Annotated in this window: 22 protein-coding genes; 14 read left to right on the forward strand and 8 right to left on the reverse strand. The window is 59.1% G+C overall.

The genetic code is table 11. The annotated features are described in order from the left end of the window. Window positions 1–407: 407 nt before the first annotated feature. Window positions 408–2096, reverse strand: coding sequence for a long-chain-fatty-acid--CoA ligase FadD2 (gene fadD2, locus ACI5GA_RS09870; RefSeq protein WP_421422680.1), 1689 nt, complete (start codon window positions 2094–2096; stop codon window positions 408–410). A gap of 225 nt (window positions 2097–2321) precedes the next feature. On the opposite strand from fadD2, the gene ACI5GA_RS09875 reads away from it, so the two are divergent. Further along, on the forward strand, window positions 2322–3266 hold the full coding sequence (locus tag ACI5GA_RS09875) for an alpha/beta hydrolase (protein ID WP_421422681.1): 945 nt from the start codon (window positions 2322–2324) through the stop codon (window positions 3264–3266). A gap of 43 nt (window positions 3267–3309) precedes the next feature. Next, entirely contained in the window at window positions 3310–3780 is a 471-nt protein-coding gene (locus tag ACI5GA_RS09880; RefSeq protein WP_421422682.1) for a MaoC family dehydratase, read from the forward strand. A 152-nt stretch (window positions 3781–3932) separates the two neighbouring features. On the opposite strand, the gene ccoM is transcribed toward ACI5GA_RS09880, so the two are convergent. From ccoM to ACI5GA_RS09895, 3 genes are all read right to left on the reverse strand, one after another. Continuing rightward, a complete protein-coding gene (ccoM, locus tag ACI5GA_RS09885; protein WP_404636210.1) occupies window positions 3933–4049 on the reverse strand; it encodes a cytochrome c oxidase subunit CcoM in 117 nt (38 codons plus the stop codon). A gap of 126 nt (window positions 4050–4175) precedes the next feature. After that, window positions 4176–4334, reverse strand: a complete 159-nt coding sequence (locus tag ACI5GA_RS09890; RefSeq protein WP_404636209.1) for a hypothetical protein — start codon at window positions 4332–4334, stop codon at window positions 4176–4178. A gap of 66 nt (window positions 4335–4400) precedes the next feature. Next, complete coding sequence (locus tag ACI5GA_RS09895) at window positions 4401–4784, reverse strand: aspartate-semialdehyde dehydrogenase (protein WP_404636208.1); 384 nt, start codon at window positions 4782–4784, stop codon at window positions 4401–4403. 206 nt (window positions 4785–4990) lie between these two features. On the opposite strand from ACI5GA_RS09895, the gene rapA reads away from it, so the two are divergent. Continuing rightward, the gene (gene rapA / locus ACI5GA_RS09900; protein ID WP_421422683.1) at window positions 4991–7837 is read left to right on the forward strand and encodes an RNA polymerase-associated protein RapA; all 2847 of its coding nucleotides are present in this window, start codon (window positions 4991–4993) and stop codon (window positions 7835–7837) included. A gap of 121 nt (window positions 7838–7958) precedes the next feature. Here the strand turns inward: rapA and ACI5GA_RS09905 are convergent, their stop codons facing one another. Further along, window positions 7959–9308: a spinster family MFS transporter gene (locus tag ACI5GA_RS09905; RefSeq protein ID WP_421422684.1), complete on the reverse strand. Its 1350-nt coding sequence runs from the start codon at window positions 9306–9308 to the stop codon at window positions 7959–7961. Between the two features lie 322 nt (window positions 9309–9630). Here ACI5GA_RS09905 and ACI5GA_RS09910 point away from each other — a divergent pair, with 322 nt between their 5' ends. From ACI5GA_RS09910 to ACI5GA_RS09920, 3 genes are all read left to right on the forward strand, one after another. Further along, entirely contained in the window at window positions 9631–10014 is a 384-nt protein-coding gene (locus ACI5GA_RS09910; RefSeq protein WP_404636268.1) for a YkgJ family cysteine cluster protein, read from the forward strand. Window positions 10015–10162: 148 nt separating this feature from the next. Further along, window positions 10163–12454: a putative bifunctional diguanylate cyclase/phosphodiesterase gene (locus tag ACI5GA_RS09915; protein WP_421422685.1), complete on the forward strand. Its 2292-nt coding sequence runs from the start codon at window positions 10163–10165 to the stop codon at window positions 12452–12454. Window positions 12455–12650: 196 nt separating this feature from the next. Beyond that, entirely contained in the window at window positions 12651–14837 is a 2187-nt protein-coding gene (locus ACI5GA_RS09920) for a hypothetical protein (protein WP_404636204.1), read from the forward strand. A 173-nt stretch (window positions 14838–15010) separates the two neighbouring features. Here ACI5GA_RS09920 and ACI5GA_RS09925 read toward each other — a convergent pair whose 3' ends face one another. Then, window positions 15011–15310 carry a DUF2288 domain-containing protein gene (locus tag ACI5GA_RS09925; protein ID WP_404636203.1) on the reverse strand — a complete coding sequence of 100 codons (300 nt, stop codon included), beginning with the start codon at window positions 15308–15310 and terminating at the stop codon, window positions 15011–15013. Window positions 15311–15638: 328 nt separating this feature from the next. Between ACI5GA_RS09925 and ACI5GA_RS09930 the strand changes: the two genes are divergently transcribed. The 5 genes from ACI5GA_RS09930 (at window position 15639) to ACI5GA_RS09950 (ending at window position 20642) form a co-directional block, all read left to right on the forward strand. Beyond that, window positions 15639–16766 carry a branched-chain amino acid ABC transporter substrate-binding protein gene (locus ACI5GA_RS09930; protein WP_404636202.1) on the forward strand — a complete coding sequence of 376 codons (1128 nt, stop codon included), beginning with the start codon at window positions 15639–15641 and terminating at the stop codon, window positions 16764–16766. Between the two features lie 218 nt (window positions 16767–16984). After that, window positions 16985–17914: a high-affinity branched-chain amino acid ABC transporter permease LivH gene (gene livH, locus ACI5GA_RS09935; protein WP_108235780.1), complete on the forward strand. Its 930-nt coding sequence runs from the start codon at window positions 16985–16987 to the stop codon at window positions 17912–17914. Then, window positions 17911–19173 (forward strand): high-affinity branched-chain amino acid ABC transporter permease LivM, encoded by a 1263-nt coding sequence (locus tag ACI5GA_RS09940; protein WP_404636200.1) that lies wholly within the window; start codon window positions 17911–17913, stop codon window positions 19171–19173. The genes livH and ACI5GA_RS09940 overlap by 4 nt, the downstream gene beginning before the upstream one ends. After that, the gene (gene livG / locus ACI5GA_RS09945; protein WP_108235778.1) at window positions 19173–19940 is read left to right on the forward strand and encodes a high-affinity branched-chain amino acid ABC transporter ATP-binding protein LivG; all 768 of its coding nucleotides are present in this window, start codon (window positions 19173–19175) and stop codon (window positions 19938–19940) included. Before ACI5GA_RS09940 ends, livG begins: the two co-directional genes overlap by 1 nt. Beyond that, window positions 19941–20642, forward strand: a complete 702-nt coding sequence (locus ACI5GA_RS09950; protein ID WP_404636199.1) for an ABC transporter ATP-binding protein — start codon at window positions 19941–19943, stop codon at window positions 20640–20642. It begins immediately after the preceding gene. Window positions 20643–20694: 52 nt separating this feature from the next. On the opposite strand, the gene ACI5GA_RS09955 is transcribed toward ACI5GA_RS09950, so the two are convergent. Then, window positions 20695–21603: a LysR family transcriptional regulator gene (locus ACI5GA_RS09955; protein ID WP_421422686.1), complete on the reverse strand. Its 909-nt coding sequence runs from the start codon at window positions 21601–21603 to the stop codon at window positions 20695–20697. Window positions 21604–21840: 237 nt separating this feature from the next. Between ACI5GA_RS09955 and ACI5GA_RS09960 the strand changes: the two genes are divergently transcribed. The 3 genes from ACI5GA_RS09960 to nhaA all read left to right on the forward strand — a co-directional run bounded on the left by ACI5GA_RS09960 (window position 21841) and on the right by nhaA (window position 25832). Further along, window positions 21841–22521 (forward strand): COG3650 family protein, encoded by a 681-nt coding sequence (locus ACI5GA_RS09960; RefSeq protein ID WP_404636197.1) that lies wholly within the window; start codon window positions 21841–21843, stop codon window positions 22519–22521. Between the two features lie 197 nt (window positions 22522–22718). Further along, window positions 22719–24332, forward strand: a complete 1614-nt coding sequence (locus ACI5GA_RS09965) for an NAD(P)/FAD-dependent oxidoreductase (protein ID WP_421422687.1) — start codon at window positions 22719–22721, stop codon at window positions 24330–24332. 318 nt (window positions 24333–24650) lie between these two features. After that, the gene (nhaA, locus tag ACI5GA_RS09970) at window positions 24651–25832 is read left to right on the forward strand and encodes a Na+/H+ antiporter NhaA (protein WP_404636195.1); all 1182 of its coding nucleotides are present in this window, start codon (window positions 24651–24653) and stop codon (window positions 25830–25832) included. Window positions 25833–25932: 100 nt separating this feature from the next. Here the strand turns inward: nhaA and ACI5GA_RS09975 are convergent, their stop codons facing one another. Then, window positions 25933–26397, reverse strand: coding sequence for a glycine zipper 2TM domain-containing protein (locus tag ACI5GA_RS09975; protein ID WP_404636194.1), 465 nt, complete (start codon window positions 26395–26397; stop codon window positions 25933–25935). Between the last annotated feature and the right edge of the window lie 96 nt (window positions 26398–26493).

Below are 26493 nucleotides of genomic sequence, written 5' to 3' on the forward strand. Positions count from 1 at the left end.
CTCAAAGCGATGATTTCTTGTGTTTGGAATGTTTGTAGCAACCGCTTTTTGCTTATCGACAGAACAAAAAGCGGGCCGAGCGTAGCAGCTTTGCCAAGGGGCCACCAGAGGCAAAAGCAGCCCCCACAGTCACAAACATGACTCTTGAATTGCGTTTAGTCATGTTTAGAGCAATGAACCTAAATGTCGAAAAATCCTACGCCCTACCTGACGCCGACGTTCACCTGTGGGAGCGAATTCATTCGCGATTGGGCCGTAGATCCGACACATATTTTTCGGTTGCACCACCGCATCGCGAATGAATACGCTCCCACAGGGTTCGCTGTCGGGCCGATGATTGGCGTACAAATCTTTCGAACACAAAAAACGGCGTGTTTCTCAACACGCCGTTTTTGTTTATAGCCGTTTCAGGCGATGTCGCGCAGCTCTCGCCGCAGGATCTTGCCTACAGGCGTCATCGGCAACGACTCGCGAAGCACGATGTATTTAGGAATTTTGTAACCGGTGAAGTTCTCCTTGCAGTAGGTCTTCAATTCTTCGGTGGTCAGGCTTGAGTCTCTGGGCACCACAAACAGCTTCACCGCCTCCCCCGAGCGCTCGTCCGGCACACCGATCACCGCGCAATTGGCGACTTTCGGATGACGGGACACGACGTCTTCGATTTCGTTGGGGTACACGTTGAAGCCCGACACGATGATCAGATCTTTCTTACGGTCAACGATGCGAATGAACCCGTCCGGGTCGATCACCGCAATGTCGCCGGTCTTGAGCCAGCCTTCGCTGTCGATGACTTCCGCCGTCGCATCCGGTTTGTGCCAGTAACCCAGCATGATTTGCGGCCCCTTCAGGCACAGCTCGCCGCGCTCGCCCAAAGGCAGTTCGACGCCCTCGTCATCGATCACCTTGGCGGTCGTGCCCGGCACCGGCATGCCGACCGTGCCCAGCTTCGACTTGCCGCCATAGGGGTTGGCCGTGGCGACCGGTGACGTCTCGGTCAGGCCATAACCTTCCACAATGGGGCAACCGGTCAGTTGCAACCAGCGCTCTGCGGTGGCTTTGACCAACGCCGTACCGCCCGAGTTGGTCAGGCGCAGGCTGGAGAAGTCCAGGCTCTTGAAGTCCGGATGATCCATCAAGGCCACGAACAGGGTATTGAGACCAAGCATCGCCGAGAACTTCCACTTTTTGAGTTCTTTGATGAAGCCGGCAATGTCGCGAGGGTTGGTGATTAGCACGTTGTGGTTGCCACTGACCATCATGCACATGCAGTTACAGGTGAACGCATAGATGTGGTACATCGGCAGCGGCGCGATCATGATTTCGCTGCCTTGCTTGAAGATCGGCAACCCGTCCACATCGTGCTGCAACATGCAGGCATAGACCTGTTGCATGTTGGCCACCAGGTTGCCATGGGTCAGCATCGCGCCCTTGGGCGAGCCGGTGGTGCCGCCGGTGTATTGCAGGACCGCGATGTCGTCCAGATCCAGTTGCACCCGCTGCAAGTGATCGCCCTGCCCGATCTTCAACACACTCTTGAACGACACGGCCTGAGGCAAATCGTACTCGGGCACCATCTTCTTGACCTTCTCGACGACGGTGTTGATCAGCCAGCCTTTGGCGGCGGATTGCAAGTCGCCCATCTTCACTTCGATCAGGTACTGAATGTCGGTGTCCGGCAGTACTTCCTGCACGTTCTTGCCGAAGACGTTCAGGTACACCAGCGCCCGGGCGCCGGAATCCTTGAACTGGTGGCGCATTTCCCGCGCGGTATAGAGCGGGTTGGTATTGACCACGATCAGCCCGGCGCGCATGGCGCCGAAGACCGCAATGGGGTATTGGATCAGGTTCGGCATTTGCACCGCGATGCGGTCGCCCGGTTTGAGTTCGGTCTGTTGTTGCAGATACCCGGCGAAGGCCGCCGATTGCCGCTCAAGCTCGGCGTAGGTCAGGGTCACGCCCATGTTGCTGTACGCCGGGCGATCCGCGTACTTCTTGCAATTGCGCTCGAAGACCTCGACCACGGACTGATACGCGTGCAAATCCACTTCAGAGAGGACGCCCGCCGGGCGCTTGTCATTCCAGAAATCAGGTTGCATGTTCTTTTTATCCTCTTACCTGAGAGTGCTGGCCCCGCTGTCGTGCACGGGTGCTTGCGGGACGTTAGCAGCTAACGCGAACAAGGCAAATACACTCGCTGGTGTCATCAATGACGTGAATCTTGCGAGTGGCCTGACCGCCATTCGGTAACGGCTATACACTGCTGGAAAAGACCCACTAAAGCGGTTTTTCAAGACAATTTTATACAAGGCCAGGGAAACGCCATGAAACACGATGCCTTTTGGCTGGACACACCCGATCACAATCGCCTGTTCGTCAACACATGGCAGCCGATAACGGCCCCCAGAGCGGTGGTGATGCTGTCCCATGGCATGGCCGAACACAGCGGACGTTACGAACGACTGGGTCAGGCACTGACCGACGCGGGCCTTGCCTTGTATGCCCACGACCAGCGCGGCCATGGCCGTACTGCCGATCATGGCGTGCTGGGGCATTACGCGGATCGGGATGGCTGGAACAAGGTGGTGGGCGATCTGGCGACCCTTCGCGCCTCAATTGCCCAACATCACCCGGGTACACCCATGTTTCTGCTGGGCCATAGCATGGGCAGCTACATCGCGCAGGCGTATTTGATGCACCACAGCGCCAGTCTTCAGGGCGCGGTGCTCAGTGGCTCGAATTTCCAGCCGGTTTCGCTCTATCGCACTGCGGCCGTGGTGGCCCGCATGGAGCGCTGGCGTCAGGGACCGACCGGGCGCAGTGCGTTGATCGAGTTTCTCTCGTTCGGCTCCTTCAACACCCGATTCAAGCCGGTGCGCACCTCATTCGACTGGCTCAGCCGCGATCCGGTCGAGGTCGACCACTACGTCAACGACCCACTGTGCGACTTTCGCTGCACCAATCAGTTCTGGCTGGACATGCTCGGCGGCCTGCAGCAAATCAGCAAACCGTCCAACCTGGCGCAAATCGACAAAAGCCTGCCGATGCTGATCATGGGCGGCGAATGTGATCCGGTGAGCGAAGGGCGACGTCTCAAGGATCTGGCCGACGCCTTGAGCGGGACCGATCATCCGTTCGTCACGTTGAAGATCTACCCCCAGGCGCGCCATGAAATTCTCAATGAAACCAACCGCGACGAAGTCACCCGTGATTTACTCGCCTGGTTCGACGAGGCGCTGACGGAGCCACGGCCGCCGCGCAGCGAATGAAGCACTCGTTATCACTTTTCACCTTCAGTCACAGGATCGCAGCATGACTCAAGTTACCAACACGCCCTACGAAGCGCTGGAAGTCGGCCAGAAGGCCAGCTACACCAAGACCGTCAAAGAGCGTCACATCCAGTTGTTCGCCGAAATGTCCGGCGACCGTAACCCGGTGCATCTGGATGCCGAGTTCGCCGCCAAGACCATGTTCAAGGATCGCATCGCCCACGGCATGTTCAGTGGCGCACTGATCAGCGCCGCAGTGGCCTGTGAACTGCCTGGCCCGGGGACCATTTACCTGGGTCAGAAGATGAGCTTTCAGAAGCCGGTGAAGATCGGCGACACGCTGACAGTGCGTCTGGAAATTCTGGAGAAACTGCCGAAGTTCAAGATCCGTATTGCCACCAACGTGTACAACCAGAACGATGAACTGGTGGTCGAGGGTGAAGCGGAGATTCTTGCGCCTCGCAAAGAACAAACGGTTACGTTGGCAGAGTTGCCGACCATCACGGTCGGTTGAAGAACGGAGTTCTGCCTTCAACGACTGACTTGAAAACCTGTAGCACCACGGCTTGTCGGCGGCTCCCGAAGTACCTCTTCACGCCTTGAAGCCAAAAAAAATGGGCGACCGAAGTCGCCCTAAATGCCTTGCGTGCTCTTTTTATAGAAGACTCAATCCTTGCCGCGCTTGCGTGAGTCTTTCCAGATGAACAATGACAGGCCTGCGAAGAAGCTGAGTATCAGCATGACCGTGCCAACGCCCGCTATCACTGCATGATCGAGAAACATAAACGCCCCTCCGCTGTGACCCTGTTCGATGGGTGCAGATTACGCAGAGGGGGTTTTGGGGGTGTTGACCCAGATCAATGTCGCGACGCGACACCTGATCGACCCGGATCAGAAAAGCAGAGGGGTCTAGCGTTTTTTCGGTTTGCTCTTGGACTTCTTCTTGGCCTTGCCCAGCGGCATCGCCTGTTCGAAGGCCTGGCGTACTTCGTTGAGTCGCTTGTCGTTGAGGTCGTGAATGCGCTTGGCGCGCTCGACACTCAGGTCTACCAGTTTTTCATCACTCATGACGTGCTGCTCTCGAATGCCCGTTGGCGACCATAATGCGCAATCCCACAGTCGCTGACCACCACCTCAGACCTTCAAGTCGACCCACAAGCCCTGACGTGGCTCATCATCGATGATTGGCACGACCGGCACGGTGTTGTCGGCATTGAGGAAATCACCGGGAATCGCCGGCCCGGCAGGCGCCTGTTGATGCGCGTCCTGTTCAGCCTCTTCGTTCAGTTCGGGATGACGATCGGATGCCCGTCGGTCTTTGCGTCGTCGTTGCTGTCGACGCTGTTCTTCACGCAGCAGCAATTGCGCCTGCTCAGGGTCGCGCTGGCCCATGTTGATGGTGCTTTCATTGGAGCTCGGCTGCGCAGGCGCCACAGGCGGGATGTCCGGCGTGGGTTTGACCGGGTCCTGCTGCGCAGTGACGGGGGCCGCACTCAAGGGGATCAGCGGTGGCAGCATGGTAATGGTCTCCTGTTATCAAGCTGTCGGCTGCCGGTTCGTCGACTTGAGCCGTAACGTGCGGGACTTTCGACTATGTTTTTCGCAACAAGTGCCCTTCGAGGTCCACACGCCCAATAAATACGGGGCTTTTTACAATGTGGCTTTGGCCTGAGCAGCTTGTTCCGTTAACATAGTCGGCTTTTTCAAGGCGGGAGTCAGGCAGCATGGCGCAGCAGTATCAACCGGGGCAACGCTGGATTAGCGACAGCGAAGCCGAGCTGGGTTTAGGCACCGTTCTGGCACAGGACGGCCGCTTGTTGACCGTGCTCTACCCGGCCACTGGCGACACCCGCCAGTATGCATTGCGCAATGCCCCGTTGACGCGGGTGCGCTTCTCGCCGGGTGACACCATCACCCACTTCGAGAACTGGAAAATGACCGTTCGCGAAGTCGAAGACGCTGATGGCCTGTTGGTCTACCACGGTCTCAACGCACAGAACCAACCGGTAAGCCTGCCGGAAACCCAACTGTCGAACTTCATCCAGTTCCGTCTGGCCAGTGATCGTCTGTTCGCCGGGCAGATCGACCCCCTTGCCTGGTTCTCACTGCGCTACCACACCCTGGAACACACCAGCCGTCAGTTGCAGTCCTCGCTGTGGGGCCTGGGCGGTGTTCGTGCTCAGCCAATCGCTCACCAATTGCACATCGCCCGTGAAGTCGCCGATCGCATCGCGCCTCGGGTTCTGCTGGCGGACGAAGTGGGTCTGGGCAAAACCATCGAAGCCGGTCTGGTCATCCATCGTCAATTGCTGTCGGGCCGTGCCAGCCGCGTGCTGATCCTGGTGCCGGAAAACCTGCAACACCAGTGGCTGGTGGAAATGCGCCGCCGCTTCAACCTGCAGGTCGCGCTGTTCGACGCCGAACGCTTCATCGAGAGCGATGCCAGCAACCCGTTCGAAGACACGCAACTGGCGTTGGTTTCGCTGGAATGGCTGGTGGACGACGAGAAGGCTCAGGACGCGCTGTTTGCTGCGGGCTGGGATTTGATGGTCGTCGACGAAGCTCACCATCTGGTCTGGCATGAAGACAAGGTCAGCCCGGAATACTCGCTGGTCGAGCAACTGGCCGAAGTGATTCCCGGCGTGCTGCTGCTGACCGCGACCCCGGAACAACTGGGTCAGGACAGCCACTTTGCACGCCTGCGCCTGCTCGATCCGAACCGTTTCCATGACCTGAAAGCGTTCCGCGCCGAAAGCGAAAACTATCGCCCGGTGGCTGAAGCCGTTCAGGAGTTGCTGGATCAAGGCCATCTGTCGCCTAAAGCCCATGAAACCATTCAGGGCTTCCTGGGCGCCGAAGGCGAATCCCTGCTGGGCGCTGTGGCCGATGGCGACACCGAAGCCAGTGCCCGCCTGATTCGCGAACTGCTGGACCGCCACGGCACGGGTCGCGTGCTGTTCCGTAACACCCGCGCCGCCGTGCAGGGTTTCCCGGAGCGCAAACTGCATCCGTACCCGCTGCCCTGCCCGGCTGAATACCTCGAATTGCCGGTGGGCGAACACGCCGACCTGTACCCGGAAGTCAGCTTCCAGGCCCAGGCCGAATCCAGCGAAGAAGAGCGCTGGTGGCGTTTCGACCCACGTGTCGACTGGCTGATCGACACGCTGAAAATGCTCAAGCGCGTCAAGGTGCTGGTGATCTGCGCCCACGCCGAAACCGCGATGGATCTGGAAGACGCGCTGCGCGTGCGCTCCGGTATCCCGGCCACCGTGTTCCATGAAGGCATGAACATTCTGGAACGTGACCGCGCCGCTGCGTACTTCGCCGACGAAGAGTTCGGTGCGCAAGTGCTGATCTGCTCGGAAATCGGCAGTGAGGGTCGCAACTTCCAGTTCTCGCACCACTTGGTGCTGTTCGACCTGCCTGCACACCCGGACCTGCTGGAACAGCGTATTGGCCGTCTGGACCGGATCGGCCAGAAGCACACCATCGAGCTGCATGTACCGTATCTGGAAACCAGCCCGCAAGAGCGCCTGTTCCAGTGGTATCACGAGGCGCTCAACGCGTTCCTCAACACCTGTCCGACCGGCAACGCCCTGCAACATCAGTTCGGCCCGCGCCTGCTGCCGCAACTGGAAGGCGGCGATGAAGACGACTGGCAAGCACTGGTCAAAGAAGCCCGCACCGAACGTGAGCGTCTGGAAAGCGAGCTGCACACCGGTCGCGACCGCCTGCTGGAACTCAACTCCGGCGGCGCAGGCGAAGGCGAGGCGCTGGTCGAGGCCATTCTCGAACAGGACGACCAGTTCACCCTGCCGATCTACATGGAGACCCTGTTCGACGCCTTCGGCATCGACAGCGAAGACCATTCTGAAAACGCCCTGATCCTCAAGCCAAGCGAGAAGATGCTCGATGCCAGCTTCCCGCTGGGCGACGACGAAGGTGTGACCATCACCTACGACCGCAATCAGGCGCTGTCCCGCGAGGACATGCAGTTCATCACCTGGGAGCACCCGATGGTGCAGGGCGGCATGGATCTGGTGCTGTCCGGCTCGATGGGCAACACCGCAGTCGCGCTGATCAAGAACAAGGCGCTGAAACCGGGCACCGTGCTGCTTGAGTTGCTGTACGTCAGTGAGGTGGTCGCGCCGCGTTCGCTGCAATTGGGCCGCTACCTGCCACCGGCTGCGCTGCGCTGCCTGCTGGACGGCAACGGCAACGACCTGTCGAGCCGTGTGTCATTCACCACCTTGAACGATCAACTGGAAAGCGTACCGCGCGCCAGCGCCAACAAGTTCATTCAGGCCCAGCGTGACGTGCTCAATCCGCAGATCAACGCCGCTGAAGCGAAGGTTGCGCCGAAACACGCCGAACGCGTGGCTGAAGCGCAACGCCGCCTGGCCGCGGACACCGATGAGGAACTGGCGCGCTTGACGGCGTTGCAGGCGGTCAACCCGACGGTTCGCGACAGCGAACTGACGGCATTGCGCGAATTGCGTGAACAGGGGCTGGCGATGCTGGACAAGGCTGCGCTGCGTCTGGAAGCGATTCGGGTGCTGGTCGCGGGCTGATCAACACCTTATTACTGTAGGAGCGCGCTTGCCCGCGATGGCGTTTTGTCGATGACGAATATGTCATCTGACACACCCCAATCGCGGGCAAGCGCGCTCCTACAATGTTTGGCGTTCACACTTACACAACCGACGGCTGCCCCATAGGCGCGTCCACCCCCATCCCCTCCCGCATCCGCTGCGCATCGCGGCTGAAGCTTTTCGACGCGATCACCAGAAACACCAGCGTGAAAAACAACGCGCCGGGAATCAGGTACATCATCGCGTCATGCAGGCCCATGGCCTTGAACGCCTCGCTCATCTGTTCGACCTGCGCAGCGGCCATCGCCGTATGGGCGAAGTGATCAGACAGCAGCCCTACCACCACAGGCCCAAGACCACCGCCCAGCAGATACAACCCGGCGAAGAACAGCGCCATTGCCGTGGCGCGCAGCCGAGGTTGCACCACGTCCTGAATGGCGGTGTAAACGCAGGTGTAGAAGTTGTAGGAAAACAACCAACCCACGCTGAACACGCCCACGAACACACCGATTTCGATCTTCCCGGCGTGCAACGCAAACCCGGTGCACAGGCACGCGACGGTCATGCTCAACCCCGCAAACATCAGACGCCCGTTAGCCCAGCGTTGATGCACTTTGTCGGCAACCCAGCCGCCAACCGTCAGGCCGATAAGCCCGGTGACCCCCACGATCATCCCGGTGGCCATCGCCGCGTCCTGCAACGGCAGCAGGAAATAACGCTGAAGCATGGGCACCATGAACGAATTGCAGGCGTAGCTGGCGAAGTTGAATGCCAGCCCCGCCAGCACCAACCAGCGGAACGTGGGGATCGACAGCACGCGACGGATGGGTCGATTGACCTTTTCCTCGGTCACCACAGCGGTGTCTGCGGCCCCGCGCGCCGGTTCGCGGATCATGAACATGAACACCGTCAGGATCAGCCCCGGCACAGCAGCAATGAAAAACGGCGCGCGCCAGCTATCGAACGCTTTGACCATTGCGCCGATGGTGAAAAACGCCAACAGCAAGCCCAGTGGCAGTCCCAACATGAAAATGCCCATCGCCCGCGAGCGCTTGTGCGCTGGAAACAGATCGCCGATCAGTGAATTGGCAGCAGGTGCGTAACTCGCCTCGCCGATCCCCACCCCCATGCGCACCAGCAAAAATGTCCAGAAGTTGCTGACCAGACCGTTCACCGCCGTCAGCGCGCTCCAGGCTGCCAGACCCCAGCCCATGAGTTTGCGTCGCGAGCCAGTATCGGCCATGCGCCCTAAAGGCAGACCGGCGATGGCATACACCAGCGTGAACGCAGTGCCAATGATCCCGAGCTGAAAGTCGCTCAATGACCATTCCTTGCGGATAGGTTCGATGATGATGGCGGGGATGGTCCGATCGAAGAAATTGAACAGGTTGGCCAGAAACAGCAAAAACAGAATGCGCCACGCATTCGTCGCCTGAGTGGAATGAACCATGTGTCGCCCTCTTTCTTGTTGTTGTCAGGCCAGACACCTGCGCCGTAACCCTGAAATCTAGACAGCCCAACCTTGCCTGTCTGTGATCATTCGCAGGGCTGATATCGCTTTATCGAATGGCCCGCGACATCGAGGGCAATCACCTTTAGCAGCACGGCTTGCCGGCGGCAGCGGTCTTGAGTCCGCCACCGCTGGCAGGCCGTGCTGCTAAAGGGAATAGCTGCCCTGAACTTTATTTTTTGCCCCCCCTTCCCAGCCGCAATGGGAAGCCTAGAATGAGCGCGCTTACCTCCCATATCCCCCTTATCCTCGGTCCGAAGCTATGTCCGACGTCAGTCCGTGCCTGAATTGTGGTGCCTGCTGTTCACACTTTCGCGTGTCTTTCTTTTGGGGTGAATGCGCATCAGCGGGGGGAACCGTGCCCGATGAACTGGTGACCAGCATCAGTCCCAGCCGCGTGGCGATGCTGGGCACCGAGTTCAAAGCGCCGCGCTGCACGGCGTTGGGTGGCGAGGTGGGAAAAACGGTGAGTTGTTCGATCTATGAACAGCGCTCCAGCACCTGTCGCGAATTCGAGTCGTCGTGGGAGCACGGCGAGCACAATCCCGATTGCGACAAGGCACGCGCCGCCTTTGGCCTGCTCCCGCTCGAACGGCCTGTTCTGCTGGTGGAGTCAACTCATCTGGATGTAATGGGCGTTCTTTAGAACATTTGGCGATTGAGCCTATTCCGAAATAGTTGGTACGTCCGTCTTCCAACGGCTGTTTAAAACCCTGCGACTCCTATAATCATTCCAAAGTGCCATCAGTTACCCAGACTGAGATCACTCCGGCAGTGGACACATGGAGCGTGCTATGGATTGGCTGGGTTTGCATTTTCTCCCCGCGACATCGGTAAGTGGCCGGATGCTGCTTGAGTGCAGCCATAACCCTCTGCTGATTCTGCTTGCCTACGCAGTGGCTTGCGCTGCCAGCTTCGCGACACTGGACATCGCCGAACGTGTGGGCCACGTCGAGCACCGCAACGCGCGTCTGCGCTGGCGTGCACTGGGCGCGCTATGCCTGGCGGTGGGTATTTGGGCGATGCATTTCATCAGCATGCTGTCGTTTCAGGCGCCGCTGGAAATGCACTACGACCTGCCCATCACCGTCGCCTCGCTGGCGATTGCGCTGGTGTCCGGCATGGTCGCCATGGAAGCCCTTAGTCACGCTGAGTTGAACGTCGCGCAATATCTGTTTGCTGCCATCTGCATTGGCCTGGGTATCACCGCAATGCACTACGTGGGCATGTCTGCCATGCGCTCCAGTGCGGTGCAGTATTACGAGCCCGTGCGCTTTGCAGGCTCGGTCGTGGTAGCGATTGCCAGCAGCCTGGCTGCGCTGGTTCTGGCGATTCATCTGCGTCAGGGCAGCGGGCTTTTCCATCAATTGATCAAGTACGGTGCCAGTCTGGTGCTGGGCGCCGGGATCGTCAGCACCCATTTCATGGGTATGTGGGCGTTGCATCTGATGGTGCCGGACGGCACGCAGATGCAAATGGCGTCCACTGAAAACAGCCTGCAATTGAGCCTGACCATCGCCCTGATCGTGCTGCTGATCATCGCAGGCAGCGTCAGCGCGGCACTGGCCGACAAAAAACTTCAGGCCAAGGAGCGTGACCTGCATCGGGTCAATGCGCTGTTGAGCCAACTGGATCAGGCTCGCGTCTCGTTACAGCAAGTGGCCCATTACGACGCCCTCACCAACCTGATCAACCGTCGAGGCTTCAATCAGATCTTCGCCGAGCGCCTGATGGAACAGCAGTTGGCGGACGGCATGCTGGCGGTGATGTTTCTCGATGTCGATCACTTCAAGCGCATCAACGACAGCCTGGGTCACGACGCTGGCGACGAGCTGTTGAAAGTCATCGCCGAGCGGATTCGCGGCGCCACACGTGCCCATGATGTGGTGGCGCGGTTTGGCGGGGATGAGTTTTGCATCCTCATTGCCTTGCACAACATCGAGGAAGCCCGGCACATGGCACAGCGGGTCATGGCCAAAATGAAAGACCCCATCGCGTTGGCCGGGCGGCGCATGGTGATGAGTACCAGCATCGGCATCAGCGTTTTTCCGCACGACGGCACCACGTGTGAAGAACTGCTCAAGAACGCCGACCTTGCGCTCTACCAATCCAAGGGCAACGGCCGCAACACCCTGCATTTCTTCAACGAAGGCCTGAAGACCAAGGCCAGCCTGGAGTTGCATCTTGAAGAGCAACTGCGCAGCGCATTGGTCGAAGAGCAGGGCCTGCAAGTGTTCTACCAGCCTATCGTCGACCTGCGCACCGGTCACGTGGCCAAACTGGAAGCCCTGGTGCGCTGGCAGCACCCGGTCCATGGCCTGCTGACACCGGACCGTTTCATCACCATCGCCGAAAACAACGGATTGATTGCCGAACTGGACAACTGGGTGTTGCGCCGGGCTTGTCAGGATCTGGCGCAACTGTGCGACAGCGGCTTCGAAAAACTGGTCATCGCGGTGAACTGCTCGGCGTTGAATCTGGCCCGCGAAGAACTGGTTCAAGAAATGGACGTCGCCCTCAAAGCAGCGGGCGTAGCCCCACAGCGACTGGAGCTGGAGGTCACGGAAAACGCTCTGATGGGCAACATCAGCAACACCGTGCTGTTGCTCAACGACATTCGCAAGCTGGGCGTGGCCCTGTCCATCGACGACTTTGGCACCGGCTATTCGTCACTGGCTTACCTCAAACGGCTGCCGCTGGACACGGTGAAGATCGACCGCTCGTTCATTCTCGACATCCCCAAATACCCGCAAGACATGGAAATCGTTCAGGCGATCATCGTCATGGCCCACACCCTGCACCTCAAAGTGGTCACCGAAGGCGTGGAAACACCGGCACAACTGGAGTTTCTCAGCGAATATGGCTGCGATTACGTGCAAGGCTATCTGTTCAGCAAACCGGCGCCGCTCGAAGCGCTCAGGCCCTTGGTGAAACAGCTCAACCAGCGCAAGCCGTCCGAACTGTGGCCTTCCACTCACCTGTTGGAAACTGTGGAGATGACAGGCACCACCCCCGGTACAAGCGGCAAGTCTCAACGTGCCAGTCACGCCCACGGCGACCGTTTTCGCGCCCGCCCTCAGCGTTGAGCCTGTGAAGCAGCGCTCAACCTCGCGCCGGCCCCGTCAAGAAGCACCGCTCCCTGCCGATCAGCAGAGGGATTCCCTTAGGCGGTGCTAGGGCTAGGCCCTATCGCCCGCCGCCGATATCCCGCTGTAGAGTCGGGTTTTATTTTCAGTGATGGCGCGCTGATACCTCTGCGTCATCCTCCAGGCATGACGTGCGATGACCAACAAAACCGAGGCAGCCGGCGCTGTATCCGAACTTCTGCAACACGTACTCGACGAGCACAGTGTCGTGCCCCAGGGCCATTACCGCGCTCAGCCGGTGCCTGCCCAGTCGTATTTGTATTTCACTGAAACCGACACGGACCGCATCCTCGACAACCTCGACGGCCTGCGCGACATGGTGTTTCCGCCGTCGATCCATTTCGAAGAAACGGAAAACCGTAGCGATCAGCAGTTTCCCTCGGTCTGCCTGATCGGCCTGGGCCGTTGCGGCTCCAACATCGCGCTGGACGTCGCGGAACTGGTGTACAACGCCCGCACCTTCTATCTCAATCAGTTGAATAACGACGATCGCCTGCGCGACGACAAGGGCTACAGCCCGGCACGCTGGATTCGCAACAACTTGCGCCTGGTGCAGAACAAGTCGAGCAAGCCGGTGTTTCTGGTCGAGCCACTGGTGATGCTGGGCGATCTGGACAAAGACATTGCCGGACGCATCCGCTTTTCGCGCAAAGGCGAGAAAAGCGGCTTCATCAAGGACTACAGCAAGATGAAGATCATGGACTTGTCCGAAGTCCATGCTGGGGGCGCCGGTAACGCGCCGATCCTGGGCCAGTACTTGGCCAAGATCATCCTCAACAAGGACACCGAGCATTTTTCCAGCGCCGACTGGAAACTGATCCACTCGTACCTGATCGACTCCTGCGGCATCAAGGCCAACCAGTCGCGGCTGTATTTCTACATTTTCAGTGCAGGCGGCGGTACCGGCTCGGGCATGGCCTCGGAGTTCGGCCTGGCGCAGCAATTCTCGTACATGAACAAGACGTTCGACACCAAGCCTGCCAGCGAGAACGACGGCAAACGTGGGCGCTCGTTCGTCTTCGAGCCGATCTTCACCAGCGGCATCTGCGTGCTGCCTAACATTTCCGACCATCGCAGCGAAATGTCCGAAGCCCTGCACATCAACGCCGGACGTTTGCTGTGCAAGTATCTGGCAGAGGAATGGGACTTCTCGTACAACTTCGAGAACGAAGACAGCAGCGAAGCCAGCGTCATGGGCCGCATTCGCCCATGGAACGCCATGATGCTGATCTCGAATGACATCATGCGTTACGCCGAAGAGAGCGATGACGGCACCATCGAGAACATCGACGTCAACGCCATGGAGCGTCACGCGAACCAGTACATCTCACAGCAGATTTTCAACATTCTGACGGCCCAGGCGGTTACGACCGACTACGACCAGAATTATTTCCGGCGCGCAGGCATCGACATTGGCGAGACGATTCGCCTGGACGCCAACGACCTGTTCATGAGCCTGGCCGGTCCTGTGGCCATTGCCTACGCCGAATCGGTGGTGCCGGAAACGCCCCCTGCCGGGTCGGACAAGCTGAAAATCTTCGAGAAAGAACAACCGCGTCTGGACATCGACGACCTGTTCTTCCGCTCCATCGACTTGCCGCACTTCAACAAGATGACCCAGGCCATCGAGGGCATCAGCCTGCTGCCGATCGAGTCGCGGCGTTACCGCGCTGCGCTGGAGCAGTACAAAACATCGGGCTACGACGCGGCAGCGCTGCACGACCTGCACTTCTTCAAGAATTGCTCCTCGGTGGTGTCCATCGTTTCGCTGCCCAAGGATTACAAGCTGTCGTACATGGACCTGAACCGGCTCAAGACCCATCTGAACAGCCTGTTCCCCAACACCACGCTCAAGCGCTACGCACTGGTGATCGGCGCCTCGGCCAACCTGTCGCTGACCACGCTGATTGCCAAAAGCCCGTGCCTGTCGGACGACTTCCTGACCCTGATCGTGGCGTTCATCAAGCGCTGCTTCGCCAAACAGCCGTATCGCTTCGATGACACGCTGGACAACTCGATTCTGGATTTCATCATGAGCGAGGAATTCGACGAGGACCGTATCGACGACCTGCTCAACGAATACGAAAACCCGGCGAAAATCCTCGACACCAACTGGTACGCGATCAAGCCGATGTACGAGAAGAAATACCGCGAGTTGATTGACGACAAATCGCGATTTATCTCGATCAACGACATTCGTATTTCGCGGGAAAGTGTGAAGAAGGCGGTGAAATACCTGCGCGAGATTTACCGCCACCGGATCGGCAAAACGCGAGTGATTTCGTTGAATCAGCATACGGGGAAGACTGATTATTTGGGGTGAGATCGCTGGGTCTCAGATTGAGATCGCTACATTGATGCCCTTCGGGCGCATTCGCCAGCAAGCCGACGAATGCGCCCGAGGGGCATCAGAGTAACAATCTAAAGCGAGGCCAGCGTTACCCCCGCACCCACTTCGCCATCACTACTCGCACCAATACAGCGCGCAACTCCGCATCACGCCCTTTCCTGGATCAACACCCAAGGCGCCACCACCACCGCCCACAACGTCGGATCACGCTCCAGCAAGTCCAGAGCCGTTGATTCAGAGACCTTGCCGACCTCCCCGCTCTTTAGCCACGCAGCCACTTTGGCCTCGGCGTTCTCGGCGAAAGCTTCGGCCACGACAATCAGATCCTGAGAGGGTTCGACCCACAACAGGGCACCCTTGGCGAAGAACGGTTGCAATTCTTTCCAGGAGATCGAAGCCGTTTCGCCAAGCAGCTTGGCATAGAGGGTGCTAGGTTCTTGCGTCATGGGTTTCACCGTTTGGAAAATCGGCGCAAATGATAACGCCGCCTTCCCTGCGCTCAAACCCGGATTCAAGTGATTGATTGCAGAGAACTTCGCTCAAGCCGATAGATAGAACGACCCGGTTGGGTAATCGACCGGCTTGATTGTGTATCTTTCTTTCGATTAAGCGACATAGACAGGCTTTGCCCCCCGTAGCCAGCTTTTCAAGCGCTCAACCGGCGCTCTAAACTGTTCCGGTACAGTTGCTGGGGGTGTGGCCTGGATAAATCAATCCGGTCCTGCAGCTTTGGCCGTCAGGATTATAAAAACTACAACGCAAGAGTGGAGCATCATGACTAAGGGTATTAATCAGATTTCCAAGCTGTTTGCCGCACTGGTTCTGGCGGGGGTTGCCAGCCATTCGTTCGCAGCCGACACCATCAAGATCGGCATCGCCGGTCCTAAAACCGGTGCTGTTGCCCAATACGGCGACATGCAGTTCAGCGGCGCCAAGATGGCCATCGAGCAAATCAACGCCAAAGGCGGTGTGGACGGCAAGAAGCTTGAGGCCGTTGAATACGACGACGCCTGTGACCCTAAACAAGCGGTGGCGGTCGCCAACAAAGTGGTCAACGATGGCGTGAAATACGTTGTCGGCCACCTGTGCTCCAGCTCCACCCAGCCAGCGTCCGACATCTATGAAGACGAAGGCGTGATCATGATCACCCCGGCCGCTACCAGCCCGGACATCACTGCCCGTGGTTATAAACTGGTGTTCCGCACCATCGGCCTGGACAGCGCTCAGGGCCCAGCTGCAGGCGAGTACATCGCCAAGCAGGTCAAGCCGAAAATCGTTGCGGTCATCCACGACAAGCAGCAATACGGTGAAGGCATCGCCACCGCCGTTAAACAAACCCTGGAAAAAGACGGCGTGAAAGTCGCCCTGTTCGAAGGCATCAACGCCGGCGACAAGGACTTCTCCTCGCTGATCGCCAAGATGAAGCAAGCCAACGTCGACTTCGTCTACTACGGCGGCTACCACCCAGAGCTGGGCCTGATTCTGCGTCAGGCCCAGGAAAAAGGCCTGAAAGCGGGCTTCATGGGTCCGGAAGGCGTGGGTAACGCTTCGATCTCGCAAATCGCTCAGGACGCTTCCGAAGGCCTGCTCGTGACCCTGCCGAAATCCTTCGACCAGGATCCGGCGAACAAGGCACTGGTTGACGCCTTCAAAGCGAAGAAAGAAGACCCGAGCGGTCCATTCGTGTTCCCGGCCTACGCCGCTGTGGAAGTGATCGCCGAAGGCATCAAGGCCGCCAAGTCCGAAGACACCGCTAAAGTGGCTGAAGCTATCCACAAAGGCACTTTCAAGACCCCGACCGGCGATCTGTCCTTCGACGCCAAGGGTGACCTGAAAGACTTCAAATTCGTCGTCTACACCTGGCACAAAGATGGCACCAAGACTGAAGCCCCTGTGAAGTAATCACACGCCTCAGGTTGAACCCGAAGCCCACTGCAACCGCAGTGGGCTTTGTTTTAGCTGGCACGCGGGGTTTCACAAGAACCTTGATGGCCTGAACATCTTGAAACCGCACCAGTGAATCACTGGGCTCGTGCCAAACGCGGACGTAGATCACGACGCGCGAGCGGGAAAAAGACTTCACCAGTGAAACACCGAGAAGGTTTTTAGGAGCGCGGCAAATGCCCGAGATAGACATCTATCATTTTTTCCAACAGCTCGTTAATGGCATGACCATTGGCAGCACGTACGCCTTGATCGCCATCGGCTACACGATGGTCTACGGCATCATCGGCATGATCAACTTCGCCCACGGCGAGGTGTACATGATCGGCTCCTACATCGCGTTCATCGCGCTGGCGGGCCTGACCATGCTGGGCCTGGACAACCTTCCCCTGCTGATTACCGCAGCCTTCGTCGCCAGTATCGTGGTGACCAGCGCCTACGGTTACGCCATCGAACGGGTTGCCTACCGTCCGCTGCGCGGCAGCAATCGTCTGATCCCTCTGATTTCCGCGATCGGCATGTCGATCTTCCTGCAGAACACCGTGCTGTTGTCGCAGGACTCGAAAGACAAATCGATCCCCAACCTGATTCCCGGCAACTTCGTGTTCGGCCCAGGCTCCACCCATGAAGTGGTGATCTCGTACATGCAGATCCTGATCTTCATCGTGACCGTCGTGGCCATGCTCGGCCTGACCTGGTTTATCTCCCGCTCTCGCCTGGGTCGCGCCTGCCGCGCCTGTGCCGAAGACATCAAGATGGCCAACCTGCTCGGCATCAACACCAACAACATCATCGCCCTGACCTTCGTCATCGGTGCTGCACTGGCCGCAGTCGCTGCAGTGCTGCTGAGCATGCAATACGGCGTGATCAATCCCAACGCCGGTTTCCTCGTCGGCATCAAGGCCTTCACCGCGGCGGTACTGGGCGGTATCGGCAGTATCCCGGGCGCGATGCTCGGCGGTCTGGTGCTGGGTGTGGCTGAAGCGTTCGGCGCCGACATCTTCGGCGACCAGTACAAGGATGTGGTGGCGTTCGGTCTTCTCGTATTGGTGTTGTTGTTCCGGCCAACCGGCCTGCTTGGCCGTCCGGAGGTTGAAAAAGTATGACCAGGAATCTCAAATCGGCCCTGTTCAGCGCTGTCTTGGTGCTGCTGGTTGCCTACCCGATCCTCGGGCTCAAACTGGACATCGTCGGGGTCAACCTGGCGGTCGTCGGAGCCAGTACCACCACCGTGATGGTGATTTTCGCCGCGGCTCTGCTGATGTTCCTGCGCGTGCTGTTCAACGAGCAGATCAGCGCCATGTGGCGCTCGCGTCCTCAGACCAAACTGGTGTCGGACAAGGCCAGCAATCTGCTGACCCAACAGTCCACCCAGCGCTGGTTCCTCGGCGCCATCGTTGTCGTTGCCCTGATCTGGCCGTTCTTCGGCTCCCGTGGTGCAGTCGACATCGCGACCCTGATCCTGATCTACGTGATGCTGGGCCTGGGCCTGAACATTGTCGTCGGTCTGGCCGGCCTGCTGGACCTGGGTTACGTCGGTTTCTATGCCGTCGGTGCCTACACCTACGCTCTGTTGCAACACTATTTCGGCTTCGGTTTCTGGATCTGCCTGCCATTGGCCGGCCTGGCATCGGCGACGTTCGGCTTCCTGTTGGGCTTCCCGGTATTGCGCTTGCGCGGTGACTACCTGGCCATCGTGACACTGGGCTTCGGTGAAATCATTCGCCTGTTCCTGCGTAACCTGACCGACATCACGGGCGGCCCGAACGGAATCAGCAACATCGAAAAACCGACCCTGTTCGGCCTCACCTTCGAGCGTAAAGCGGCCGAGGGCATGCAGACCTTCCACGAGTTTTTCGGTCTGGAATACAACTCCATCAACAAAGTGATCTTCCTTTACCTGATCGCCCTGCTGCTGGCTTTGCTCGCCCTGTTCGTGATCAACCGCCTGCTGCGCATGCCGATCGGCCGCGCGTGGGAAGCCCTGCGTGAAGACGAAATCGCCTGTCGCGCACTGGGTCTGAACCCGACCGTAATCAAGCTTTCCGCGTTCACCCTGGGGGCTGCGTTCGCCGGCTTCGCGGGTAGTTTCTTCGCCGCACGCCAAGGCCTGATCACCCCGGAATCGTTCACGTTCCTCGAATCGGCGATCATCCTCGCCATCGTGGTACTAGGCGGCATGGGTTCTCAATTGGGCGTGATTCTCGCGGCGGTCGTGATGATCCTCTTGCCGGAACTGCTTCGCGAATTCAGCGAATACCGCATGCTGGGCTTCGGCGCCTTGATGGTGCTGATGATGATCTGGCGTCCTCAGGGCTTCCTGCCGATGCAGCGTCCCGTCATGAAACTCAAAGGGGAACGCTGATGAGCCGTCCACTTCTGCAAGCCTCTGGCTTGAGCATGCGCTTTGGCGGCCTGTTGGCGGTCAATGGCGTCGGTCTGACCGTTCAGGAAAAGCAGGTCGTGTCGATGATCGGCCCGAACGGCGCGGGCAAGACCACCGTTTTCAACTGCCTGACCGGTTTCTACAAGCCTACAGCGGGCACCATCCTGCTGGACGGTGAGCCGATTCAGGGCCTGGCCGGTCATGAGATCGCCCGTAAAGGCGTGGTGCGGACCTTCCAGAACGTGCGTCTGTTCAAGGAAATGACCGCCGTGGAAAACCTGCTGGTCGCCCAGCACCGCCACCTGAACACCAATTTCCTGTCTGGCCTGTTCAAGACCCCGGCGTACCGCAAGAGCGAGCGCGAGGCCATGGAATACGCCGAGCACTGGCTGGAAGCCGTTGACCTGAAAGCCTTCGCCAACCGCCCTGCCGGTACGCTGGCCTACGGTCAGCAACGTCGTCTGGAAATCGCCCGCTGCATGATGACGCGTCCGCGCATCCTCATGCTCGACGAACCGGCGGCAGGTCTGAACCCCAAGGAAACCGAAGACCTGAAGGCGCTGATCGGTGTGTTGCGCAACGAACACAACGCCACGGTGTTGCTGATCGAGCACGACATGAAACTGGTCATGAGCATTTCCGACCACATCGTGGTGATCAACCAGGGCACGCCTCTGGCTGACGGCACACCGGAACAGATCCGCGACAATCCTGATGTGATCAAAGCCTACCTGGGGGAAGCGTAAATGCTGCAGTTCGACAACGTTTCCACCTTCTACGGCAAGATCCAGGCGCTGCACAGCGTCAGCATCGACGTGCAGCAGGGCGAGATCGTCACCCTGATCGGCGCCAACGGTGCGGGCAAGTCCACCTTGCTGATGACCCTGTGCGGCTCGCCGCGCGCTCACAGCGGCAGCATTCGCTACATGGGCGAAGAGCTGGTCGGTCTGGAATCCTCGGTGATCATGCGCAAGAGCATTGCGGTCGTGCCGGAAGGCCGCCGTGTGTTCGCCCGCCTGACCGTCGAGGAGAACCTGGCCATGGGCGGTTTCTTCACCGAGAAGGGCGATTATCAGGAGCAGATGGACAAGGTCCTGGAACTGTTCCCGCGCCTGAAGGAACGCTTCAACCAGCGTGGTGGCACCATGTCCGGCGGCGAGCAGCAAATGCTCGCCATCGGTCGTGCCTTGATGAGCAAGCCGAAAATGCTGCTGCTCGACGAGCCGTCGCTGGGTCTGGCGCCGATCATCATTCAGCAGATTTTCGAAATCGTCGAACAATTGCGGCGTGAAGGCGTGACCGTGTTCCTAGTCGAGCAAAACGCCAACCAGGCCCTGAAAATCGCCGACCGCGCCTACGTTCTGGAGAACGGCCGGGTGGTGATGCAGGGCACAGGTGCAGAGCTGCTGGTCGATCCAAAAGTGCGGGATGCGTATCTGGGCGGGTGATCGCCTGCTAAAAGAAACGGCCCCTCAATGGGGCCGTTTTGCTATTCGGTACTCAAAGCGTTTCCAGCCTGTTTCGGCAGGTGTCGAACCACGCCGTCAAAAACTCCGCCATGACCTTCACGCGCCTCGGCAGATGCTGGTCAAATCCATGCACCAGAAACAACGATGACACGGGCGTCTGGTACTCGCGCAGCAACCACGCCATCCGACCGTCGCCGATTTCGTTATACACAAGGCAAGACGGCAACCTCGCAATGCCCTGCCCCATCAACACAGCCCGCTTCAGCAAACCAGGATGATTGCTGGAAAAAGCGCCTCGGATACCCACGCGACTGACTTCCTGATTGCAGTGATAGGTCCAGATTTCATGTGGGTCTCGATGGCTGCTCGACAGGCAGCGATGCACGCGCAGTGCGTCCGGCGTTTGCGGCTTGCCGTGCTGGGCGAGGTATTCGGGACTGGCGCAGGTCAGCGTTTGCAGGGCAAACAACGGATGTGCAGTGAGCCGCTCATTGACCCCAATGCTCGAACGGATGCCCAGATCGAAACCATCCCGCCGCAACTCACGAAACGCATCGTTCAGTTCCAGCTCTACGTGGACATCGGGATATTGCGGCGAAAACTCCGTCTGTATCGCCTCGAACAACGTATCCCCCATGACCACCGGCACGCTCAGTCGGACGGTGCCTGTCAGCCGTTCGCTCAAACACGCCATGGCGTCACGCACACGGTCGCGATGCGCCAGCAACGCCCGCGCCTCGGGCAACAAGACGGCCCCTGCTGGCGTCAACGACAGTGTGCGGGTCGTGCGATGGAGCAGCCTCGCTCCGAAATTGCTTTCCAGTTTGCTGATGCGTTTGGAGAGCTGGCTGGTACTGACGTCCAGCCATTGCGCCGCCAGCGTGAAACTGTTGGCCTCGATCAGCATTGCAAACGCCGCCAGATCGTCCATTTCGCTCATGACCGCTTCCCTTCCGCCCAACTGCCCCGTGAAAGCGGCGATGGTAGTGAGGGTGCTTCGATCCGCAAACTCCTCGAACGGATAGGTGCTTTAGGGAGACGCCCTTTTTATAGGGGATTTCGTTACAAGCGCATCGGAAACAACCTACAGACAAGACACATTCCGCAGGAGGGCAATCAGCGCTTGTGATGCGCGACCAGCCTGAGTAACGTGACGGCTCTTGTCTGGAGATCGCTCATGTTTGCTGCTCGTTCTGTCGTGATGTTCGCCCTGTTGCCTCTTTTCGCCGGTTGCCAGTTTTTGCCTGTGCACTCCAGTGACGACAAGGTGTCAACGGCGGGCATGATCCGCATGCAAGGCATCCTGACAGGTGATGGCGGCAAGCTGTTCTTCGAGCCGTGCAACGAACAACGTCGCTACGCCGTCACGGATAGGGGCAACACCGGTATTCTTCAGGAAGCCGCCTCCGTGGTGGACAAAAGCAACAAGGCGTTCGCGGACGTTCGAGGCAACTTCGTTGCGAGTCGGGCACAGGGAAGCGACGGTCAGGCCGACGTGTTTCAGCTCTATCGCGTCGAGCGCCCGAGCGGTGCCTGCGAAGACCCCAATTTCAAGCGCCTGACCATCCACGCCAGCGGCAATGGTCCCAAATGGAATCTGAACGCCAGCGGCAAGGGTCTGGTGCTGGAGCGTGAGGGCATGGAGCCGTTCGCCGTGCCTTACATGGAAGAACAGATGCCTGAAGGCCGCTTCAACCTGATTACCGATGCCAACGACCAGCACGTCGAGTTGTACGTCGCGCCTCAGCGCTGTGTCGATCCGGCCACTGGCGCAGTGCAGCACCTGACTGCCGAGCTGCGGGTCAATGGCCAGGTGCAGCGTGGATGTGCGTATTTCGGCGCGCTGCGTAACGATTGAAATCCCCAAACAACCTTGTGGGAGCCGCCTTGGTGGCGAAAGCGGTGCATGGGTCAACATCGTACTCGGCTGATCCGACGCATTCCTCACCAAGGCGGCTCCCACAGATCATCAGCGTCAAGCGCCGTTCTGGCTTATAATCGCCGGTTCTTGTAGTGCTGCCGGGCCGATCCTGCGGCCTGAAACCGGATCTTTTCATGTTACGAATCACCGAACTCAAACTGCCGCTGGACCACGCGGACGACGAGCTACGCCCTGCGCTGCTGCAACGCTTGGGCATCGACAGTGCCGAGCTGCTGGATTTCACCCTGTTCAAGCGCAGCTATGACGCGCGCAAGAAATCCACCGAACTGCAATTCATCTACACCCTCGATTTCAAAGTGCGTAATGAGGCGGCGCTGCTCAAGCGCCTGAGCCATGACAAGCACATCGGACCGGCGCCGGATGTCAGCTACAAAGTCGTCGGCCAGGCACCTGCGGGTTTGAGCGAGCGTCCTCTGGTGGTCGGTTTCGGCCCGTGCGGCATTTTTGCGGGCCTGTTGCTGGCCCAGATGGGCTTCAAGCCCATCATCCTGGAGCGTGGCAAGGAAGTGCGCCAGCGCACCAAGGACACCTGGGGCCTGTGGCGCAAAAGCGTGCTCAACCCCGAATCCAACGTGCAGTTCGGCGAAGGGGGCGCGGGCACCTTCTCTGACGGCAAACTCTACAGCCAGATCAAAGACCCGAAATTCCACGGGCGCAAAGTCCTGCACGAGTTCGTCAAAGCGGGCGCGCCGGAGGAGATCCTCTACGTCAGCAAGCCGCACATCGGCACCTTCCGTCTGACTGGCGTCGTGGAAAACATGCGCCAGCAGATCATCGCCCTGGGCGGCGAGGTGCGCTTCCAGCAGAAAGTCACTGACGTGCTGGTCGACGATGGCCAGTTACACGGTGTAGTGCTCGACAGCGGTGAACGCATCGATTCGAAGCACGTCATTCTGGCGCTGGGCCACAGTGCGCGCGACACTTTCCGCATGCTGCACGGCCGTGGCGTCTACATGGAAGCCAAACCCTTTTCGGTGGGGTTCCGTATCGAGCACCCACAGGGCCTGATTGACCGAGCGCGACTGGGCAAATACGCCGGGCATCCGAAACTCGGCGCCGCTGATTACAAACTGGTGCACCACGCGAAGAATGGCCGCTCCGTCTACAGCTTCTGCATGTGCCCGGGAGGCACGGTGGTGGCCGCGACGTCGGAACCGAATCGCGTGGTCACCAACGGCATGAGCCAGTACTCGCGCAACGAGCGCAACGCCAACTCCGGCATCGTGGTCGGCATCACCCCTGAAGAAGACTATCCGGGCAGCCCACTGGCTGGCATCGAGCTGCAAGAACGTCTGGAATCCCATGCCTACATCATGGGCGGCGAGAACTACGAAGCGCCCGCCCAATTGGTGGGTGATTTCATCGCCGGTAAAGCGTCGACTCAGTTGGGTGAAGTGGAGCCGTCCTACAAACCCGGCGTCAAACTCACCGACTTGGCCGACGCATTGCCTGCGTTTGCCATTGAGGCGATCCGCGAAGCCTTACCCGCGTTCGACAAGCAGATCAAAGGCTTTTCGCTGCACGACGCCGTGCTCACCGGCATCGAAACCCGCACCTCGTCGCCACTGCGCATCACCCGTGGGGCAGACATGCAGAGCCTGAACGTCAAAGGCCTGTTCCCGGCTGGCGAAGGCGCGGGCTATGCAGGGGGGATCATGTCAGCAGGTGTCGACGGGATCAGGATTGCAGAAGCCGTGGCGCGGAGCATTCTGGGGATCGAGCAATAGCCTGACGACGCATTCGCCACCAAGGCGGCTCCCACAACGATCGTGCCGAATTCACATCTTGAGTCAGAGGATGAACCTGTGTCGGCTTGCTGGCGAAAACGCGATCACTGTGGGAGACGCCCGGCCAGCTTCCACACCGCAAATCTCTGAAACGTCCTACAAGCCGCGCAGAACAAGCCCCGCAGCATTTTGTAACTAAGAAAATAGATAGGTTGTATACAGGTTTTTAATAACCAAATCGTATATAACTTTTGTTTTCAGCAATAAGAACACACGGTACGGTGTCGCTCCCTGTGCGCATGTCCATGGAGAGTGCCCTTGCCTGTACGCAATACATTCAAACGTTTTTTCCAGCTAGAGGCGGCTGGCGGTCTGTTGCTGATTGCAGCCGCCGCGCTGGCTCTGCTGATCAACAACTCCCCCCTTTCCTGGCTGTATAACGGCCTGCTCGACGTGCCCGTGGTGGCTCAGATCGGCGCGTTGAAGATCGCCAAACCTCTGCTGCTGTGGATCAACGATGGCTTGATGGCGTTGTTCTTTCTGCTGATCGGCCTGGAAGTGAAACGCGAGGTCGTTCAGGGGCATTTGTCACGGCCTTCACAGGTCGTTCTGCCCGGCGCAGCGGCAATGGGCGGCATGGTGGTGCCCGCGCTGTTTTTCTGGGCCTTGAACAAAGACAACCCCGCCGCCATGAGTGGCTGGGCAATCCCCATGGCCACCGACATTGCGTTCGCCCTGGGCGTACTGGCGCTGCTGGGCAAGCGTGTTCCCGTGTCCCTCAAGCTGTTTCTGATGACGCTGGCGATCATCGACGATTTGGGGGCGATCATTGTCATCGCCCTGTTCTACTCCGGCGAGCTATCCACCCTGTCATTGAGCATCGCAGCAGCATCGATTGCAGCGCTCATCGTCATGAACCGGCTCGGTGTCGTCCGGCTTGCGCCCTATCTGCTGGTCGGCCTGGCGTTGTGGGTGTGCGTGCTCAAAAGCGGCGTCCACGCCACCCTGGCAGGGGTCATTCTGGCGTTCTGTATTCCACTGAAAACCGCCCGAGACTCGCCCTCGCCTTTGCAAACACTGGAGCATGCCCTGCACCCCTGGGTCGCCTACGGCATCCTGCCGCTGTTCGCCTTTGCCAACGCCGGTGTGTCGTTGAGCGGGATAACGATAGACAGCTTCACCCATCACGTTCCCATGGGCATTGCCTTGGGACTGCTGCTGGGCAAGACGATCGGCGTGTTTGGCCTGACCTGGCTGGCGATCAAAGCCGGACTCGCGGCACTGCCCACTGGCGCCAACTGGGGGCAGGTGCTGGGCGTGTCAGTCCTGTGTGGCATCGGTTTCACGATGAGCCTGTTCGTCGGTTCTCTGGCCTTCGTACCCGGAGAAAGCACATTCGCGGGCATGGACCGCATGGGCATCCTGACCGGCTCCATCGCTGCTGCGCTGATCGGCTATGGCATCACCGCGATGGCCAGCCGCAAACCGCAAACGCCATAATCTCTGAAGCCAGATGCAAAAACGCCCCGAACAAACGGGGCGTTTTGCATTGGGTGCGGCAAGAGCAACACGTGTCACATCGTGCTCGCCACAAGGTGCATCAGTGGCTGACGCGGCTGGTGCCATTGACCGTCATGATGCGCACACGCTCACCGATACGGAAAATTTCGTTCTCCTGAACCTGCTGCACATAGGCGCGCATGGTGCCGTCGTCTTCACGTACGGTGATTTCAACGCCTTGAGTACGGGTCAGGCCTTCCTCGGTCATGGAGCCCAGCAGGCCGCCGGCCACTGCACCGATCACGGCCGTCACGATACTGCCGCGACCGCCGCCGATGGCACTACCCCCCACACCACCCACGATTGCACCGGCGCCCGCACCGATCGGGGTCTTGGTGCCTTCAATCTTCACAGGACGCAGCGATTCAATCGTACCCAGGCGCACAGTCTGCACTTGGCGAGCTTCTTCACGGGAATACGAGTCGCCAGTCAGGCTCGAAGTACAGCCGCCCAGCGTCAGCGCCATGGCGGTGAACGAAGCGACCAACAGAACAGACTTACGCATAACATTTGCCTCCAGAGGAACAGGTAGCCATTAGACTCCGCGACGCCAATCGATGTCACGGTCCTGTACCGATAATTTACGTTCATTCAGGGGCTA

The sequence above is a fragment of the Pseudomonas sp. Pseu.R1 genome (assembly GCF_045764065.1).
Taxonomy (GTDB): domain Bacteria; phylum Pseudomonadota; class Gammaproteobacteria; order Pseudomonadales; family Pseudomonadaceae; genus Aquipseudomonas.

Coding starts and splice junctions, on each gene's coding strand:
- ACI5GA_RS09920 (WP_404636204.1), top strand. CDS start 12,651: ATGACCAACAAAACCGAGGCAGCCGGCGCTGTATCCGAACTTCTGCAA.
- ACI5GA_RS09905 (WP_421422684.1), bottom strand. CDS start 9,308: ATGGTTCATTCCACTCAGGCGACGAATGCGTGGCGCATTCTGTTTTTG.
- ACI5GA_RS09955 (WP_421422686.1), bottom strand. CDS start 21,603: ATGAGCGAAATGGACGATCTGGCGGCGTTTGCAATGCTGATCGAGGCC.
- ACI5GA_RS09895 (WP_404636208.1), bottom strand. CDS start 4,784: ATGCTGCCACCGCTGATCCCCTTGAGTGCGGCCCCCGTCACTGCGCAG.
- ACI5GA_RS09875 (WP_421422681.1), top strand. CDS start 2,322: ATGAAACACGATGCCTTTTGGCTGGACACACCCGATCACAATCGCCTG.
- ccoM (WP_404636210.1), bottom strand. CDS start 4,049: ATGTTTCTCGATCATGCAGTGATAGCGGGCGTTGGCACGGTCATGCTG.
- ACI5GA_RS09880 (WP_421422682.1), top strand. CDS start 3,310: ATGACTCAAGTTACCAACACGCCCTACGAAGCGCTGGAAGTCGGCCAG.
- ACI5GA_RS09915 (WP_421422685.1), top strand. CDS start 10,163: ATGGATTGGCTGGGTTTGCATTTTCTCCCCGCGACATCGGTAAGTGGC.
- rapA (WP_421422683.1), top strand. CDS start 4,991: ATGGCGCAGCAGTATCAACCGGGGCAACGCTGGATTAGCGACAGCGAA.
- ACI5GA_RS09890 (WP_404636209.1), bottom strand. CDS start 4,334: ATGAGTGATGAAAAACTGGTAGACCTGAGTGTCGAGCGCGCCAAGCGC.
- ACI5GA_RS09965 (WP_421422687.1), top strand. CDS start 22,719: ATGTTACGAATCACCGAACTCAAACTGCCGCTGGACCACGCGGACGAC.
- ACI5GA_RS09925 (WP_404636203.1), bottom strand. CDS start 15,310: ATGACGCAAGAACCTAGCACCCTCTATGCCAAGCTGCTTGGCGAAACG.
- fadD2 (WP_421422680.1), bottom strand. CDS start 2,096: ATGCAACCTGATTTCTGGAATGACAAGCGCCCGGCGGGCGTCCTCTCT.
- ACI5GA_RS09950 (WP_404636199.1), top strand. CDS start 19,941: ATGCTGCAGTTCGACAACGTTTCCACCTTCTACGGCAAGATCCAGGCG.
- livH (WP_108235780.1), top strand. CDS start 16,985: ATGCCCGAGATAGACATCTATCATTTTTTCCAACAGCTCGTTAATGGC.
- ACI5GA_RS09930 (WP_404636202.1), top strand. CDS start 15,639: ATGACTAAGGGTATTAATCAGATTTCCAAGCTGTTTGCCGCACTGGTT.
- ACI5GA_RS09940 (WP_404636200.1), top strand. CDS start 17,911: ATGACCAGGAATCTCAAATCGGCCCTGTTCAGCGCTGTCTTGGTGCTG.
- ACI5GA_RS09910 (WP_404636268.1), top strand. CDS start 9,631: ATGTCCGACGTCAGTCCGTGCCTGAATTGTGGTGCCTGCTGTTCACAC.
- ACI5GA_RS09975 (WP_404636194.1), bottom strand. CDS start 26,397: ATGCGTAAGTCTGTTCTGTTGGTCGCTTCGTTCACCGCCATGGCGCTG.
- livG (WP_108235778.1), top strand. CDS start 19,173: ATGAGCCGTCCACTTCTGCAAGCCTCTGGCTTGAGCATGCGCTTTGGC.
- ACI5GA_RS09960 (WP_404636197.1), top strand. CDS start 21,841: ATGTTTGCTGCTCGTTCTGTCGTGATGTTCGCCCTGTTGCCTCTTTTC.